We start from the raw sequence: 17140 nt of genomic DNA, 5'->3' as shown, positions 1-17140 counted from the left end.
GAGAGCGGCCCCTCCGCTGGAGACCTCAAAAACAAGGAGAAGTCCCATGTTGGCGGTTCGGAGTGGCTCCGAGGGTGTTCGTGCGAGTGAAAACCGGTCGTCCGCGAAGGGGAGGGGATGGGCGGCGCTCGCGTTGCTGCTCCTGCCTCTGACGGCGGCGGCGGGGCCTGGGCCGGACTACCGCAGGGACGAGTCGCGCAACCACCCCGGGCCCAACCGCTGCCACGATGCCTCCCAGTGCGATGGCGCACGCACGTGCAGTTCCGCGGGCTGGTGCCAGGGCGAGGCGCGCCCCGCGCCGCCCCCGCCGCCGCCCGGGCGTTCGGTCCGAGACCACGACGGACAGGACTGGGACCATGGCCGGGGAGAGGGGCGTCCCCAGCGCAGCACCTTCATCCGCAGCAAGCTCGCGGGGCTCGTCATCGACATCGCGGGCAACAACCGCTCGCCCGGCGCGGGGCTCATCGCCCACCGGGCCAAGTCCAACCGTGAGGGCAATGACAACCAGAAGTGGGAGCTGGTGCCCACGCGCGGCGGCTACCTCATCCGCAGCCGGCTCAACGGACTCGTGCTCGACGTGGAGGGCGCCAACAAGGCCTCGGGAACACGCGTGGTCACCTGGGAGGCCCACGGACAGCCCCATCAGGTGTGGCAGCTGGTGCCCGGTCGTGTCCGCGGCACCTACTACATCCAGAGTCAGCTCAACGGCCACGTGCTCGACATCGAGGGTGGCAGGGCGGATGGCTCGGGGCGGCTCATCACCTACCCCATGAAGCGCGACAGGGCGGCGGACAACCAGCTCTGGTACCTGGACATCTGACCCGGCTCAGCCCCGGGTGCTTCGTCGAGTCACCTGGGGCGCCCCGACACATCGTGCCTGTCGTCTGGATCAAACGAATCTGTAACTGACCGCGACCATCAGCGCGCCCGCGCCGATTTTGAGCACGCCGTCGATCGCCCAGGACACGCGGAGGTCGACGGTGGTCGCGCGAAGCCCGATCCAGGCGTTCGTCATGCAGAGGACCGCGAGCAAGGCGCAGATGGGACCGTGGCTGGGTCCGAGGATGAGGAAGTGGGCTCCGACGACGAAGAGCAGCCACATCCAGAAGGGACGTGACTCGGTGTCGGGGAACTTCTGTGCGACGACGCTGACGAGGTAGACCTCGACGAGCATGGCGATGCCGAGCACTCCCCACTGCCAGATGGGCGTGCGCACACCCTCGTCGAAGATGAGCCGGGTGGCACCACCGACGGCCATGATCAGGATGCCAATGGCCGCGCCCGCGAGGAGCCCGCCGAAAGGCCATCTGCCGCGACCGAAGGACCCGACGAGGATGCCGAGCCCGATGGCGACAAGGAATGCGCCGCCGCCGCGCATGAGCGGGAACAACTCAGGCATGTTCGTGAAGAGGTCCACGAGGTCGAGCCTGACAGCCTTGCGTTGGCATGGGCAGGCCCGTCATTGACAGGCATTCGCCCGCACCGAGGTCCCGACTCAGCCGAAGAGTTTCGACCAGAAGGATTTCTTCGCCTGGGGTTGCGGCTTTCCGCTCATGGGCCTGCTCGCATCATCGAAGTCGATCCTTGCCACCTGAAGGAGCCCGACCATCCCCATGCCGCCATCCTCATGTGTCAGCTTGAAGTCTCGCTGGCCGAACGCAACGGCATACCCGTGGGGGTCGTGATGCCACGCGGTCATTTCGCCCAGGCGGATGGGAGCGTGGTCATGCAGGCCTGACCCGGGGTACAGCGAAGGCACGCGGGTTTCGACCTCGCGGCCGTCGAGCGTCTGGAACTGGGCCGGCAGCCAGACGACATCCATTGAGCTTTGCGGCTTTTCGAATTGGATGGAGCGAAGCTCGCTGAAGGGCACGTCCAGCACGGTGCCACCCTGGAAGCAGGGGAGGTGTGGCCCCGTCAGCTCATCCGAGTCGGTCAAATCGGAGAAGCGCACCCGGGCGCCATTGGTCCGCGTCAGGATTCCGGATGTCTTGGGGGCCGAGCGCGCGCCCTCTTCCAGGGCACGAGCCGCGTCGGAGAACTCGCCCTTCGCATGGCTCACCGCCGCCTGGAGGTAGGCACGTGAGAAGGGCTGGGGTGCCTGCAGCGCCCCGCGCTCCTTGGCTCGCTCGGCGTCCTTCCTTCGCAGGGAGTGCAGGCGTTCGAGCTCGGCACAGTGGTGCAGGAAGGTCACCGCTTCGGAGACTTCAGGCTCCAGCTTCTCCAAGTCCTCGAGCGCGCGCAGGGCCCCGTCATAGTCCTCCAGGCGCACCCTTACGTTGAACGCCATCAGCAGCCGCTCGCCCGAGGGGGCCTTGGCCACCTCCGCTTCAATCAACTGGAGTGCTTCCTGGAAGGAACCTTCCGCGAGGTGTTGCTCAATCTGCTTCATGGCACATGCCCCCAAGTGCCGCGCGGCGACCCTCGCGCGTCCTTGTGACTCTAAATCGGTTCGGATGGGTTGGGGTCGGCACTTCCACTCGGAAGAATTCGAGCGCTGTCGAGGGCCACAGGGCCTCGTGGCTGCTCGCATGGCGGCCCCGAGCCGTCATGGCTGGCAGCTTGGAGGCTGCCCTGCCCCCTGGCCGGGTGTGCCTCCGCGAATTCGTCGGGGCGCTCGTGTGTCGGAAGCGGACGTGAAGACGCACCGGGCCCGAGTCGCCCAGGAAGAACGCATGAAGATGCTGTGGAGTGGAGCGGCACTTGCCGCCTGTGCGCTGGGGCTCGCCGCGGGGACGTCCCAGGCGGCGGAGGGCTGGAGCACGCTGGCGGAGAAGCCATACGTGGTGAAGGTCCGGGCCCGGCCGGGGACGCAGGCCAAGGACGTCTGGGCGGAGGGCGAGCTGGCGGCGAGCGCCGTGGACGTGCAGGCCGTGCTGCGGGATGTGGACGCCTACCGGCACTGGATGCCGTACGTGAAGGAGTCCCGCCTCTTGAAGGAGCTGCCGGACGAGGGGCAGCTCACCTACACGAGACTGGACCTGCCGGTGGTGTCCGCGCGGGACTACATCAGCAACGTGGTGCTGGAGTCCAAGCTGGTGGAGGACGGCTCGGGCGTGTTCGCGCAGAGGTGGCAGGCGGAGCCGGACGCCATTCCCCAGCGGCGTGGCACGGTGCGCATCCGGCTCAATGAAGGAAGCTGGCGCGTGGAGCCTCGTGGCGAGGACAAGTCCCATGCCGTGTATCGCTTCACCGTGGACCCGGCCGGCTCCATCCCTGGCTTCCTGGCGCGCATGGGCCAGAAGGACGCGGTGGAGGACACGTTCCGCGCGGTGGAGAAGCGGGCGCGGCAGCACGCCGAGTCGCGCCAGCAGTGATGAGGGTGCAAGGGCGCCAGGACCTGCCCGAGGGCGTGCGCGAAGCGCTGAGGGGCAGTCCCCAGGTGTGCCGTGCGGCGTCTTCACCGCCGCTACCCCTTCCGGAGCCCCACCACCTCGCCGTAGCCACCGGGGATGAAGAACTCGTTCGGCTCCATGCCCATGATGCGCAGCGCGGTGGTGACGACGTCCGCGGACCGGGGGACGCGCTTCTGGGTCTGCCCCGTCTCCTCGATGATGTCCACCGGGACGCCGAGCCCGCGCGTCGTGTACGTGCCCACCTGCCGGTTCGCGGCCACGTTTCCCCCCGCGAAGAAGACCGAGGTGTAGGGGTGGTGGTCATCCGGCAGGTTGTAGCTGCCGTCATTCGCGCGGGAAGCCCAGCTCCGGCCGAACTCGCTCATCACCAACACCAGGGTGTCATCGAGCAGCGTCTTGCCCGGCTTGCCCGGAGCGGGCGTGGCCTTCATCTCGCCCAGGAAGCGCGCGACACAATCCATCAGCCCGCGACCATGCGCGCAACTGAAGGCATGGCCCGCGCCGCTGTGCGTGTCGAAGTCCATGCGCAGCGAGACATGCACTGACGTGCACAGGTCCGACTTGAGCAACCGCAGCGCCATGTCCATGCGCGGGTCCAACCCGGTGAGGTGGAAGTTCGCGTTGCCGAACGTGTAGGTGAACGTCTCGTTCAGGTAGCTCGACAGGTACGCGGGCCGGTTCGTCTTCAGCGTGTCGATGCCCTTGGTGCCCTCCAGCAGGGACACCACGTCCGTCGCCAGCACGCGGGAGACGGACGACAGCGAGCCATGCAGGCCCTCCAGGTAGTTGTCCACCTTCGCCGTCGAGCGGCCCAGGAGCGGCTGCGCACGCGCCAGGGAGTAGCGCTCCACCGTCGTCGTCTTCAGTTGGGCCCCGGTGGGCGTGCCCCGTGCATCCAGCTCCGCGCCCTCGGTGCGCGCCTCCAGCCCCGACCACCAGGCGTTGTCCGCGGCCTTTCCGGAGAGCATCGGCTTGAGCGCATCGATGGACGGCACACCGACCGGCGAGGCGTGCGAGGGCAACCCCATGCCAGAGGGAACGCCCCGGTCTCCAGCGACCACCACGAACGGCAGCGGCCGGGTCTCCCGGTGCCGCGCATACAGGTGGTTCGCGATGACCGAGTGCATCGCCGGCGCCCGATAGTCCGCGCCCGCGACGCCGCACATCGCGGAGATGAAGGCGCTCGCATGGTCATTGGTCCCCTGGTCGATGCCATGCAGCACGCTCAACTGCTCATGCAGCGCGAAGTGCTGGTAGCCGTACATGAGCGGGCTGAAGGTACCGCGCGCCGCCGGGTCCTGCGGATTCCAGGACTGCCACGTCCGCAACGGCTTGTACGCGCCGTTGGCGGGCGCCAGGTTCACCACCTTGCTCGCGTCGTAGAAGACCGGCTCGCTGCTGAAGTTGGAGGACCCCGGGACGCAGAGCGGAATCTCCGAATCCTCCATCGGCGTGAAGCAATACGCCGGACGGAAGCCGCCCGGGACGTAGAGCACCACCAGTCGTGAAGGGACGTCGGCGTCCGCGGCGTGCGCGAGGCCAGCGCCGAGGAGCCCCGCGCGGTCGAGGAGGGCGAACTGACCGGCTCCGAGGGCCCACTTGAGCAACGTGCGTCGAGAAGTGTTCGGCATGGCGTCCTCGGCTCAGTAGGTGATCCACAGCGGGTGACGGATGAGCGCCGCGCACGTGCCAACCCAGGCCAGGCGCGCGCTCTGCGCTTCGAGCGGGAGGTAGACCTGCTCATACAGCGCCTTCAGCTCCGCGTCGTCGGGCGGCTGGCCCAGCATGCGCAGATAGAGGTTGCGCAGGTTCTTCTGCACCGCGTCCGGGTTCTTCGTGGACGTGTCCGCGAGCGTCACGAAGCGCAGCACCGCCTTGTTGTTGGGTTTGTCCACCGCGCGCCCACACCAGGCCTGGGACACCTGGACCAGGGCCTGTCCGGCGGAGGGGCCGAAGGTCGTGTCCTTCTTGCGGTACGCCAGGGAGTTGCCGCCTCCGAGCGCCTCGAACCGCTCGACGGTGCGCAGGTCGGAGACGTACTCGCCCGAGATGCCGGGAGACCAGTCACCAGGCCAGATGAAGAACTTGCCCCAGTTCACCACGTACGCCCGGTTGCGCCAGTCGGGGTTGCTCGTGCTGACGAAGTCCTCGAGCGTGAGCCCGAGCTGGTCCATCAGGCTCACCACCATCTCCTCGGCGGACAGCCGGCGGACGCGGAACTCCTCGGGTGACGGCGTCTCCAACTGCGCGGGGGGCGCCTTCAGGTCGCGAATCCACGCCTCCACCTGGGAGATGGTCATCGTGACGCGGCCGTTGGCGACGAGCTGCTCGTAGGGCTGGCCCGGAGGCATCTGGGCGTAGCTGCCAGGGGCGGTGCCCTTGAGCATCTGGACCAGGACGCTGCCCTCCGGGTCTCCGCGCTTCACGAACCGCTCGTTGTAGACGAGCCCGCTCTCGAACGCGGCGAGCGAGGCGAAGAAGGGCTTGTTGCCGTTGACGTGGCAGCCCTCACACGCGGGAGCGAGCGCGAGGCGGACCGCGTCGTTGTCGCTCGACGCGGCGCAGGTGTCGCCCCCGTCCGGCGTGCCATCGCCCCCCTGCGGGTGCGAGACATCCCCGAAACAAGCCCCCAGGCCGAATGCGAGCGCGACGGGCCCCAGCAACGAACGCAGTGTGCGCATCACAGGCCCCTCCGCAGCTCGGACTGTTCGAAGAGATGGCGGATGAAGGGCCGCAGCTTGCGCTCCCCCGCGACGAACTCCCGCGCGAGCTTGTCGATGAAGCCCTTCTCCGTGGCCGGATTCAGCTCCCGGCCAATGAACATCGCGTAGAGCTTGCGCGCCGCGCAGCGGTCGAACTCACCGGAGCGGACCAGCAGCTTGCCGAAGCCCAACGGGCCCATGGTCCCATCGCCATGTTCGCCCAGCAGCGTGTACGACTCCGGCATCGTGTCGAGCAGCACCGCCTCCGGATTCGCCGTGAGCTCCTCCGGAGTGACGGGCGTCAGCACCGTGTTGGGCGCGAAGGCGTTCTTCCAGCGCAGGCCCGGCGCATTGCCGATGTGCGGATACTTACCGGACAGCCACTCCGCGGTGATGCGCTGATTGCCGATGCCCCCGATGAAGGGCCACGGAACGTAGTAGCTCGGGAAGGGACTGAAGTCCCAGCGCTTGAAGGCGATGGCCGCGGGGTCCAGCGTCTTGTGGCAGTGCAGGCACGTTCCGCCCGTCGCCGGGTCTATCTCCAGCGGCGGGAAGTGCACGTCCGCGGGAGGCGGCGAGAAGTTCTGGCAGGCGAAGATCTCCAGGAAACGCGCGGCCCGGACGCGCTCGCGCGGAAACGACGACATGGACCCCATCATGGTGAGCACCCCGGCGGCGGGCAGGCCCAGGGGCGCGTCCTTCGTCTTGCGCGGGTCGAAGCGATAGGTGCGGTCCATGCTGCCGGAGCGGGTTTTGTCGGGGGTGAGCGAGAGGTGGTAGGGCTCCAGCTCCTCCACCACGAACTCCCGCCACGCCTGTGGATCATCCGGCGTCGGGTGCATCGGGTCGCGCGGGGCATTGCCCACGTCCGGCCGCCACCACGTGCTGTTCTGGTCCACCACGTCGCTGCCCATCTGCCGGCCGAAGCGGATGTACAGCGCGCGCAGCCAGTTGGTTCCGACCGAGTAGTTGCCGACGACCAGGTCCGAGAGCGGCCGGTCATGCCACGCCAGGTGCGCGAACAGGCGCGCGGGCTCCTCGTAGGGGTGGCGGCGCTGTCCATTGAGGGTGGAGGTGCTCGCGGAGCCCAGGCCGGCGAGCGGCGAGCACCACATCAGATTCGGTCCGCATCCACAGCCCCGAGGCAGCCCGGGGTCGTAGTAGCCGCCGCTCGCGATGCCACAGTCCCAGGTCTTCCCGGTGGTGGTGTCGACGACCTGCTTGATGTCGGAGCCCGCCTTGCCCAGCACCTGGACCGTGGTGCCTGGCGCCCACCAGGGCTCGACGGTGCGCGCTTCCGGCACGGCGGGGTTCCCGCCACCGTCCTTGTCGGAGCACTGCTGCCCCGGGTCCCCCGAGGCGAATTCGTTCACCGCGTAGAGCGCGCCCGGGTGCAGGGTGTTGTCGGCGCACCGGTGCAGGTGTCCGGACATGTCGCCCTGGTACGCGTCGCCCGTGGCGCCCGTGGTGTAGGCGCCCACGGCGATCCACTCGTGTCCGAAGCGCAGCATCCGCTCATAGAACTTCGGAGAGGCGAGCACCTCGTCGAGCGTCGAGCGGAGCAGTGAGGCCCGCGCCTCGGGCGAGGCCGCGGCCGCCATGGCCTCGTACTGCTCCAGGGTCGGAGTCGTCCCCGTGAGTCCGAGCACGATGCGCCGCAGCAGGCGCGTGTCGCTCAGCTGGTCCTCGGGTGGATCGACCGGCGAGGTCGGCCCGGGTCCACATTGCTGCGCGTGCGCGTCGGGCACGACGAGCCCGGACATCGCGAACAGCACGACCGCGAGGGCCGCGCTCTTCAAGTGCAGGTGCCAGTGCATACATGCGACAATAGCATCAGGCGACGTGACAAGGCACGAGAGGAAATGTCTGTCATTTCGCGAGAATGAGGGGTGGACTCCCCTCCACACCTGACTGTCTTTTGTTCAGACGGCGGCCGTGACTCGAGGCCACGGTGGGGTGGACTCCCCTCTACACCGCCTCGGTGACGGATTCTCCCGGGCGTCCGAGGGCGCCTTCAGGAGCGCCCCATGCCGCGCCGCTCCATCCCTGGCGCCGCCCCCGTGGATGCTCGGCGCTAGCCAACGATTCGGATGAGGGAAATGGCCACGAGCGGGGCGTGGGTGGGCGTGGGTTTGCCCGCCACGTGGTCCCTGACGTGCTGAATCATGGCTTGAATGGCTTGCTTCAATGGATTCGCGCGGGTCTCCACCGTCTTGTTGTAGAGGCTGTTGAGCCGATACCTCACCACCACATCCGTGAAGCGGTTGTAGAGCTCGACGAAGTTGTCGTGGGCTCCTTCCATGAAGTCTTTCACGAAGGTGGAGATGTGCGCCTTCCCGAGCGTGTGGTCCACCCGCTCGACGAAGAAGGAATGCATCTTCAGCCAATGGGCCATGGGGTCGCTGTGCGCCTTCTTCGTGTCCGCGTCCTTGATGCAAAGCGCATAGAACGCCGGGATGTCCACTCGGAGCAGCTTGCTTCCCTGCGTGACGAGCTTGAGGGCCGTGGCGAGGTCCGTGGAGGCGAGCAGTTCCTTGAAGAGGGGGGTGAGCGACTCCGTCACCTTCTGGAGGCAGGCCAGCAGGAGCGGCTCCTCGCTTGCGTCCTCGATGCCCCGGGCGAACTGCTCCTGGTAGTTCTCCACCTCCTCCTTGAGGAAGCCATGCCGCATCACGGCCTCTTGGGTCTTGAAGGCCTTGGCGCGGTGGTGGACCTCCTTCCATGCCGCCTCGTAGTCCTCGATGAGCGTGTTCAACTCGCCGTGCAGCGCCACCCGCATGGCGCTCTGGTCCGCCTTCTCCTCGGTTCCCACGGTCCAGCGGTCCTTGCAGTAGTGCGCGACGATCTGGCGGTAGTCCTGCGTCTGTCCTTCGAGCGTCGTGGACAGGCTCGCCGGAAGCCGAGGCGCCAGGCTGTGGGTGGCGCCGATGTTCGCGCTCCCTCCCGAGGCTTGCGTCGTGGCTTGCAGTGTCTGCGTGGCGCTCACGCGAGCGAACTCCTGGATGCTCCAGGTGACGACGGCATCCAGGGCGAGCGCCGTGTATTCAGCCCAGGGCTGGATGCTCGCGACGAGCCTGCCGAAGGCCAGCACGGCCTCCTTGCTGGCCTTGTTGCTCCCGGCGGCCGTCGCGGCCTGTGCGAGCAGGTTGGCGAGCGGGTCTGAGCGAGGAACCAGGGTGTCCTTCTGCTTGAAGCACAGGGCTCCGAACTGGACGAACTGCTGGAGTGCCGGCAGGTCGCCGAGGATGGGTATCAGGAGCAGGTGCAGGCTCAGGAGGTGCCGGGCGCGCGCCTCGACGAGCGCCGGCCGATTCAATCCCAGGACCTCGATGGTCTTGGCCGTGCGACCGTAGGCGAGCGCCTTGTCGCCCTGGAGCAGATTGATGGTCGGGCTGGGCATGGCCTGCCCGTTGCGAACATCGAAGCGGATGAGGACGCGCGGTTCGTCGACTCCAGGGTCGATGAGGATGGCCTGCTCGAGGAGGTTGGGATTCGCGGGGCTCTGTCGCTTCTCCGCGACGGTGGGAACCTTCAGGGGGCCCACGCCCAGGTACTGTTGCTCGGCGGCGGTGGCGGTGAGGCTGGGCAAGAGGCCGAAATAGTTCTTCTTGTACTGCTCGTTGCAGACGCCACAGGAGAGGAAGAGGTTGTTCCAATCGAAGGCGCGCCAGAAATACGCGTCGGCGATGGTCGCCATCTTGCCTGTCTTGTCGAAGAAGGTGACGCCCTTCTTGGGACGGAAGTGCTCCACGTCGCCGTAGTGGCTGTGGATGATGCGCGTCTCGCAATATGCGCACTTCCCGTAGTGACAGGCGACGAGCTGGGCCTTGACCTCATTGGGCGCATAGCTCTTCGAGCTGATCTCCAGTTTCGCGAGGTACTCCTCCTGGTTCTTCGCGATCTGGGTCGCGGAGAGTCCGGTGCTCGCGAACTGATTGTATTCGAGCAGCCACGCGGCGGCCTGCTTCGCGGTCTCCACCAGCTTCGCGGGTGGGGGGCCCTTCTGGGCCGCTGAGATTTGAATCATGGAGAGGGTCTCGGTGGGGGCTCAGCGCCCGTGGCGCGCGAGGAGTGTCTCGCGGGTGCGTGCGTCCAGCTCACCCGTGGTGGGAAGTCCCTGCTGCTCCTGGAAGCGGCGCAGCGCTCCCTCCAACACGTCTGCGGGAGGGTTGTCGATGGGGCCGTCATGAAGGCCCAGGTTGCGCAGGCGGGTGAGCGTCCCATGGGGAGTCTCCACGGGCGCGAGCATCCTCAGGTCCAGCTCGTAGGTGAGCAGGAAGGGCTCCTCGCCCAGGTATACCGTGGCGCGGGGCGCATCAGGGCGGATGAAACACTCCACGAGCCCCCGGTCCGTGGTCTTTCCCTGGAGCTCCTTTCCCTCCACCACGACGGTGAAGGGCGTGCGAGGCATCGGTTGGCCAAAGACGAGGGGAAGAAATCGCAGCACCGAGGGCACGCCCCGGCGGGTGAACTTGTGCACGGCCCCGGTCCTGACGGTGACCTTCTTCTCGCGGAACGGAGGGATGTAGAGCACGTCTCCCGCCGCGAGCGCGTTGGGGTCACGCCCCTCCTTCCGGAGGGGTTCATTCTCGGCGTGATTCCAGAGCGTCCTGCCCACGTGCCCGGATTCGTAGGCAATGCTTTCGACGCTCTCCCCCTCGCGCACGGTGTGGTGCGTGCCCGGATTCAATCGGTTCACCATGAATCATCCAGACTGCATGTGACGTGCCTTGCACGGGCATGTCCCCGGAGGCTCACGGCGAGGAGGGCCGGCCTCCCGGAGGAGGCCCGGTGTGCGTGCGTGGGAGACGCGCATGCGTTTCGAGAGGACGCGCTTCGTCCAGAAGGACTGGAACCGTCCACGCGGCTTCGGCGTCAAACACCGCCCCACGTATCCCGCCCCCGCCATGCGCCCAATCCTGCTCCTGCTCCTGTTGCTGATGCTCTCCGCTTGCGCGACCTCGCCCTCGACCTTGGCCGGGAAGAAGGCCGCCGCGGCTGTCGCGGAGCCCCCCTCGTCCGCTCCGAGCGGCCCGTGTGGAACGGCGCATCGCTTCAATCCGGTCCAGGCGTCTCCGGACGGGAGGTGGCTGATGGAATGTCAGGCCCGTGAGGATACGAATGGAGACGGGGCAATCGTGGCGCTCGACAAGAAGGGCCGGGTCCTGCAACGGAGCGCACCATGTGGCCTCAGGTCCTGCTGGTACTGCTGAGCACGTCGCCGTCCGAGGGGCCCGATATCGGAGAGGTCTCCTCCTTCTCCGACGTCACCGAGGGGTGGCAGCTGGACCCCGCCCTCGACCTGTCCGAGGCGATTCTCCGAGGACCCCAGGCGCCCGTCTTCAGCACCGCGGATGGCGGCGTCTGCGTGGACATCGGGAGATGGTCGGGTACCCACGGGAACCAGAACTGGGTCTGGGTCCATTGTCCCGTGCCCCCCGATGCGGGAGGGGCCTCCCGTCCCTGCCAGAAGCTCATCTCCAGCGTGACGGACCTGTCCGTGCTCGGTGAGTTTTGCCCGAAGGCCGCCGTCGCCTTCGCGGAGCTGGAGCTGGCGAGCTGCGGCCTGGGGGACTTCGAGCGCCTCCTGCGTCGCTCCTCGTCGATGAAGGTCCGCGTGCCGAAGACGAAGGACAAAGCCATCCAGGCGCTTCGGCGAATGGCCAGGTACGACCGAGGGGTGTTCCAGTCGGAGACTCTCGGGTGCGCGGAGACAGTCACCTCGCCTGACGGACGCCTGCGGTCCTGGACCCTGCGGCGCGCCACGCGAGGCCTGAAGGACGAACTGGAGAGAGGCCGCGCGTACCTCCAATGGCTCACACCCGAGGGGAAGTTCGGGGTCGCTCTCGACAGGTCGCTGGAGGAGCTCCAGCTCGACGCCATCCTGGACGGACTCACCCCGATTCCCGGCAACCCCCAGGAGTATCTGCTGACGGGCTACAGCCTCCTGGGTTTCGACTATCTGCGCTTCGCGGAGGTCATCACGCTGGCGGAGGGGCGCCCGAGGCTTGCGAAGGGCCGGTTCCTCGTGGAGGGACAGAAGGAGGACGTGCTCATCGTCACCGGAGGTGTTCCAGAGACGGGCAAGCCTCGGCACAGCCCGGTCTACAACCACTTCCTCCGGTTGAAGGGCGCGCAGCTGTGGGCAGAGCCCATCCCGGGGAGCACGTGTTGCAGCCGCGTGCGGAAGCCCTTCGTGCTGGGGGAATGGACGGGCGAGGCCTTCACCATGAAGGAGGGCGGCTGGGCCCGGCTCCTTCGGCTCCGGGGGACTCGGGTGCTTCACCCAGGACGTTGAGACCCGGCCCGCCCACGCGAGGGACCCCGGGCCGCGCGGCGGAGCCCCCTTCGAGGCGGCCGCGCGGCCAGAGACGTCGTCCTCGACTCAGAGGAAGTCGCTGCCGCCCTGGTTCAGACCATTCAGGGCCTTCTGGTGCTCCTCGCGGAGCTTGATTGCGGCCGTGCGGGGGTTCGGAGCGGGGAGGGGCAGGGCGTTCCCGGAGTGCACGAGGCACCGCGACAGGTGGACAATCCAGGGGCCGCAGCTGTGCTGTCCCCCAAAGCCACCACCGTGATTGTCATTCTGATAGGGGATGTCGCACCGCTCGACTTCAAGGTCCGGAAACGCGCGCCGCAGGGGACCGAGATTCGGCACGCTGCTCGGGTTGAGCGGGTCGATGTAGAGCACGCGGGCCTGGGCCCTGCCTCCGAACGGTGACGGCGCCGCCTTGATGTAGATCAACCCCCAGTGGTTGCCGTTGACGTTGTAGGGCTGGACGATGATGCGGGGCTCGCGATCTTCGGCCATGCCCTGGAGGGCATCGTCAAACGCGTCGGGCCCCAGGCGACGGAGCTGGTAGGCCCCGAGCCCGGGGCGCACGACCACATTCGGCATGTGCCCGATGTAGTGCTCCATGAGCCGGAGGATCTGGCGATCCGTGTAGTAGTGCTCGTCCTCGATTTTGTCGCCGTTCGAATGGACGTCCGGGTCCTTCTTCTTCTGGGCCTTCGGCGAGGAGGGCTCCGAACTCGACGGCACCGACTCCTTGGCGAGCTGCCGCTCCACCACTCCCACCTTCGCGGCCTCGTCGTCCTGCTGAAGGAGGGAGTCGAGGTTCTCGGTCTGGGACACCTTCACCCGTTTGACCTTGCCCTGGTTGTCGTTGCTCAAGAGCGGCGGAAAGATGCCCAGGCCACTCCCTCCGCCGAAGCCGCTCAAGCCTGTCTTGCCGAAGAGCGGTGTCGACATCAGGCCCGCCAGGAGCAAGGGATTGCCTCCTCTGCCACCGAGCAGCGACGAATAGAGGCCGAGTCGGGGCCCCAGCAACGAGGGCAGCTTGGGCTTGGGCTTCTCAGGGCGCGTCTTGCAACCCCCTTCGCACCGGGGATTGACACAGTGCAGTCCCGAGTAGTCCCACAGGGGCTCCCAATACGACTCGAGCATGTCCTTCACGGCGGACGCGCCCTCCACCAGGTAGTTGAACTCGGAGAGGAAGCCTGGATAGAGATTGTCGGACCCGACGACATACGACTCGTCGTCGACAATCATGATTTTCGCGTGATTGCCCGGCGCGGACGGAACCTTGGGATAGAAGGCGCCGCTGGCCTTCTTGACCGACTCCTGTGCGCTCCCGATGACGCCCTTGACCGGTGGCACCGTGGCGAGCGAGGGTTGTTTCAGGGTCGCCGTCTTTCCCTCCTCCGTGAGCTTGGGCCAGAAATAGGTCTCACCTTCGGTGGTGCTCCCCTCGGGGACCTTGTCCGTGAAATAGAGCGGCGCGATGTGCAGTCGCTCCAACGCACGCTCCCGCACCTCCGCATCTGGCAGCCGGGTGTCGGTGTCCACGGCATGCGTCGCGTAGTACTGGAACAGCTCGAACGTCCGACACGCACCCGAGCCGAACGAATACTGGTCTCCCTCCGCGCCCGCGCCGGCGTCCAGGGGGGAAACCACGACCTGGACGACCAGCTTCTCGTTCTTGAGCAGCGCGTCCATGATCCAGTGGCAGACGACGTGGGAGGACCACTTCTTCTTCCACGCGCTCACCAGGTCCATCTGGGACAACCGCAGGATGCTCTTCGCGCCCTGGATCAACTCCTGCTTCATCAGCTCGGACGCCTTCTCGTAGTCCTCCTCCAGGTTCGAGCCCTTCCAGTACTTGCCGAGCGACAAGACGCGGGTCGCCTTCTTGTACTCACCGAGGCTGGCGTAGGAGCTGTACTTCTTCTCCTTGAACACCGGCAGCTCCAGGTCGGCGAGGGTCTGCAGGTCATCCCTCCGGATGTCGTCCTCGATGAGGTCCTCGTCCAGGTCCTCGTTCGACTCCGACAAGAGCTTCTTGCTGGAGTGGCTGGGAGAGGACTTGAAGTCCTCCACGCTTCCACCATGCAGCTGCGCGAGCGCCTCGAAACGCTCGGTCCGGTAATCAATGGCATCCTGCTCGTTCAGCGGGTCCTTGAGCTCCCAAGGCTTGCCGACGTGGTCATCGCCGTTCTTCCAGACGCCGGCATCGACATCCAGATACTCCTTCGTGAACACATCCGTTTTGCACGCCCACATCTGGTTCAAGTACAGCTGCGACCCCAGGGCCGCCTCACCATGCATGACGACCGACACGTCATGCACCGGCGGATAGCTGGTGAACAGGTCCATGTTGAGGTTGTGTCCCCCCACCAGGGACTCAATGCCATCCACGGCGATGATCTTCGAGTGATTCCACGTCATCTTCGTGAAGTCGTCATCACCCTCGGACACCATCCAGCTCGGCAGCGACTCCGCGAGGCGCGCGAGGAGCCCTGACTGGAGTCCTTCCCGGAGCCGGTAGAACTGGCCCATCCAGATCTCCGGCTTCATCTTCCAGTGGCGCGTCCGCGCCCTCACCAGTCGAATCAGCGCGCCCTGGAAGTCGATGAGCGGGGGCGCCGTGCCGTTCATGAGGAGCATGGGCGTCTGCCCGAACAGGAACCGGAACTGGGTCCGCTTCGTCCTGCCCATGTCCTCGCTCAGCGCGGCATCCATGGCCCCCAGAATCACCTTGGCCCATTCGGGGTCCGGGCTGTTGAGCGAGGCCACGTCACAGCGGAACTTCGACTTCTGGATGACCTCGACGAGCGCTCGTTCGAACTCCTTCGTGCGCTTCCGGGCCTGGTCCATGATGCCGGGACCAAAGTCGAGCCCCCAGATGCGAGGCGTGTCCATGATTCGCACATAGCTCGCACCGCTCAGGTGATTGAAATAGCGGGGTTCGACCTTGCTTCGCACCGCGTTGATCTGACTCATCTGCTCCGCACTCCTTGCCTGAGCTGTCCCTGCCCCTCGGAAGCCACGACCTGATTCACAGGAACGTCCAGTCCACCCAGCCACCACCGGTCTGCTCGATGGTGCAGGGATAGGCGAGCCTGTAGGGAGGCGTGCCCACCACGTCCTCGAAGTAGTATTTGTTCCAGCCCAGGACGCCGTGGATGGAGGACACCCGCCGGACGGACTGCCGCGACACATAACGAGACGTCCGGGTCTGCCCGCCCGCCATGGCGTCGAAATGAGAATGCGCTGTATGGATTCTCTTTCGCAGCTGCCTGACGGTATCGCGGACCTGACTTTTCGTGTGGAAGGTCGTTCCCCATCGGGTCAGGTATCCCCGCGCCATCTTGTAGATGAGCCTGGGAACCGCCGCGACGTCGTCGCTGAACTTCTTCGGGTCATACAGGCCATCGGTGGTGCCGATTCCCGCGACGGTGCTGTGGCGCCCTCGGGTCGCGTAGAGCCGATACCCTTCGGGCTTGGGGAGGTCGGAGGCGAGGAGGGGGTCCGCCAACTGGCGGTTGTTGGCGAGCGTCTGCCACGTGCTCCCCAGGCCCCGGCCCTCGATGGCCTCGTGTTCGCGTTGCTGGGTCATCCTCGCATTGGGCCGGGGAATCACCGCGCTGAAGCCCACGTCCAGGTGGTCCCAGGCGTAGACGCCGACGTAGTTGACGACATTGGGAGGCAGCTGGGTCTGGATGCCGTACCACTCGCCGGTGCCCGGAACGGGGTCGATGGCGAAGATGTTGATGGGGATGTTCCGACAGGCCTCGCCCCCATAGGCATACAGGAACCAGGCGGCCATGATGGATTCGACCGCGCCGCGGCTGTGCCCGACGAAGTTGTACTGTTCCGCCCCGCTGGCGGCGGCACGGCTCGCGGCATGCAGTGCGAGCGCCGCATCCGCCCAGCCCGCTATTTGTCCCCCCATGGTCCGCTGGTTGCCTTCCGAGTAGGCCCGCGCGTACTTGCGCAGCTCTTCCGGCGCGCCGGGCAGGGTGGCGTCCAGAGGGTCACACGTGTCCATCTGGTCGTACCAGTCGTTCTCGCCGACACCTCGAACGGTGACGCTCTTCTTCGTGTCCTGGAGGTGGGTGGAGATCTCCGTGTGAAGCCGTACCGGGATGTATCCGGTCCCCTTGTCGAAGATGTCTTTGTGGCTGATGAGGCGCTGGTCGTTCTTGGCGAAGAGGCCGAGAAGCTTGTAGTCCCAATATCGCGTGACTTCGCCCTCGTCTCGCGCGCAGGCGGTTCCACAGAAACACACGGTGTAGACACTCGGCATGCCGGCTTCATCCCAGTTGAATAGGTTCCTTGAGGAGACGCGCGAGCCCAGCCCCCCCGTGAACGGGCCAGCAGGCGGACGTCGCACGTGCCACCTGCCTGCAATCCACATTTCGTGCCGTGGACGCGGCGAGGGCTGATTCGCCCCATTCCATGGGCCCAGGAGGCGGCCCGCCTCGAGCGGCGGACGGACGCGCGACTGTGGCGGGGGGCCGTGACTGCTGCCGGGGCTCGGACCGCGCGCCGACGTGTCCCTTCCGACCCTGGGTGAGCGGCGGGATCGCAACCCGCGCTCAGGCGCGATGTCGGCACTGCGTTTCATGGGGACGCAGCCGCGTTCTTTCGGGCCGCGCGCGACGCTCGCCTCCTCGGTGTCTCTCCGCCGAGGGGCACCCGGCGGTCAGCGGCAGCGCGTCGTACTGACAGTGGAAGCGCGGGATGCTCACGAACTGCCCGGGTCGTCCCGCCCTCACCGACTCCGTGGGTGGAGGACAGAC

At 66.7% G+C, this 17140-nt stretch carries 12 protein-coding genes; 3 read left to right on the top strand and 9 right to left on the bottom strand.

What is annotated here, in order from left to right; genetic code table 11:
- The first annotated feature begins 46 nt into the window (after nucleotides 1–46).
- A complete protein-coding gene (locus HUA78_RS35820) occupies nucleotides 47–820 on the top strand; it encodes an RICIN domain-containing protein (protein WP_174463394.1) in 774 nt (257 codons plus the stop codon).
- 69 nt (nucleotides 821–889) lie between these two features.
- On the opposite strand, the gene HUA78_RS35815 is transcribed toward HUA78_RS35820, so the two are convergent.
- Both HUA78_RS35815 and HUA78_RS35810 read right to left on the bottom strand, forming a co-directional pair.
- Nucleotides 890–1417: a DUF6609 family protein gene (locus HUA78_RS35815; RefSeq protein ID WP_174478230.1), complete on the bottom strand. Its 528-nt coding sequence runs from the start codon at nucleotides 1415–1417 to the stop codon at nucleotides 890–892.
- A 78-nt stretch (nucleotides 1418–1495) separates the two neighbouring features.
- Nucleotides 1496–2392, bottom strand: coding sequence for a type VI secretion system accessory protein TagJ (locus HUA78_RS35810; protein WP_174478229.1), 897 nt, complete (start codon nucleotides 2390–2392; stop codon nucleotides 1496–1498).
- Between the two features lie 283 nt (nucleotides 2393–2675).
- On the opposite strand from HUA78_RS35810, the gene HUA78_RS35805 reads away from it, so the two are divergent.
- Nucleotides 2676–3317, top strand: a complete 642-nt coding sequence (locus HUA78_RS35805) for an START domain-containing protein (RefSeq protein WP_254624083.1) — start codon at nucleotides 2676–2678, stop codon at nucleotides 3315–3317.
- Between the two features lie 92 nt (nucleotides 3318–3409).
- On the opposite strand, the gene HUA78_RS35800 is transcribed toward HUA78_RS35805, so the two are convergent.
- From HUA78_RS35800 to HUA78_RS46860, 5 genes are all read right to left on the bottom strand, one after another.
- Complete coding sequence (locus tag HUA78_RS35800) at nucleotides 3410–4987, bottom strand: DUF1501 domain-containing protein (protein WP_174463390.1); 1578 nt, start codon at nucleotides 4985–4987, stop codon at nucleotides 3410–3412.
- 12 nt (nucleotides 4988–4999) lie between these two features.
- Nucleotides 5000–6037 (bottom strand): hypothetical protein, encoded by a 1038-nt coding sequence (locus tag HUA78_RS35795; RefSeq protein WP_174478228.1) that lies wholly within the window; start codon nucleotides 6035–6037, stop codon nucleotides 5000–5002.
- Entirely contained in the window at nucleotides 6037–7875 is a 1839-nt protein-coding gene (locus HUA78_RS35790) for a DUF1549 domain-containing protein (RefSeq protein WP_174478227.1), read from the bottom strand. The genes HUA78_RS35795 and HUA78_RS35790 overlap by 1 nt, the downstream gene beginning before the upstream one ends.
- A gap of 257 nt (nucleotides 7876–8132) precedes the next feature.
- Nucleotides 8133–10085 (bottom strand): hypothetical protein, encoded by a 1953-nt coding sequence (locus tag HUA78_RS35785; protein ID WP_174478226.1) that lies wholly within the window; start codon nucleotides 10083–10085, stop codon nucleotides 8133–8135.
- 21 nt (nucleotides 10086–10106) lie between these two features.
- Entirely contained in the window at nucleotides 10107–10760 is a 654-nt protein-coding gene (locus tag HUA78_RS46860) for a peptidoglycan-binding domain-containing protein (protein WP_174458053.1), read from the bottom strand.
- 480 nt (nucleotides 10761–11240) lie between these two features.
- Here HUA78_RS46860 and HUA78_RS35775 point away from each other — a divergent pair, with 480 nt between their 5' ends.
- Nucleotides 11241–12356 (top strand): hypothetical protein, encoded by a 1116-nt coding sequence (locus tag HUA78_RS35775; protein ID WP_174478225.1) that lies wholly within the window; start codon nucleotides 11241–11243, stop codon nucleotides 12354–12356.
- A gap of 87 nt (nucleotides 12357–12443) precedes the next feature.
- Here HUA78_RS35775 and HUA78_RS35770 read toward each other — a convergent pair whose 3' ends face one another.
- Together HUA78_RS35770 and HUA78_RS35765 are read right to left on the bottom strand one after the other, a co-directional pair.
- On the bottom strand, nucleotides 12444–15338 hold the full coding sequence (locus HUA78_RS35770) for a hypothetical protein (RefSeq protein WP_174478224.1): 2895 nt from the start codon (nucleotides 15336–15338) through the stop codon (nucleotides 12444–12446).
- A 55-nt stretch (nucleotides 15339–15393) separates the two neighbouring features.
- Nucleotides 15394–16644: a Tat pathway signal protein gene (locus HUA78_RS35765; protein WP_174458050.1), complete on the bottom strand. Its 1251-nt coding sequence runs from the start codon at nucleotides 16642–16644 to the stop codon at nucleotides 15394–15396.
- Nucleotides 16645–17140: the final 496 nt, after the last annotated feature.

Origin of the sequence: Myxococcus sp. CA033 (assembly GCF_013336625.1) — a bacterium.
In the GTDB taxonomy this organism is placed as follows: domain Bacteria; phylum Myxococcota; class Myxococcia; order Myxococcales; family Myxococcaceae; genus Myxococcus; species Myxococcus llanfairpwllgwyngyllgogerychwyrndrobwllllantysiliogogogochensis.
Note: the sequence above shows the minus strand (reverse complement) of the source record. Positions and strands in the feature narration are given on the sequence as shown.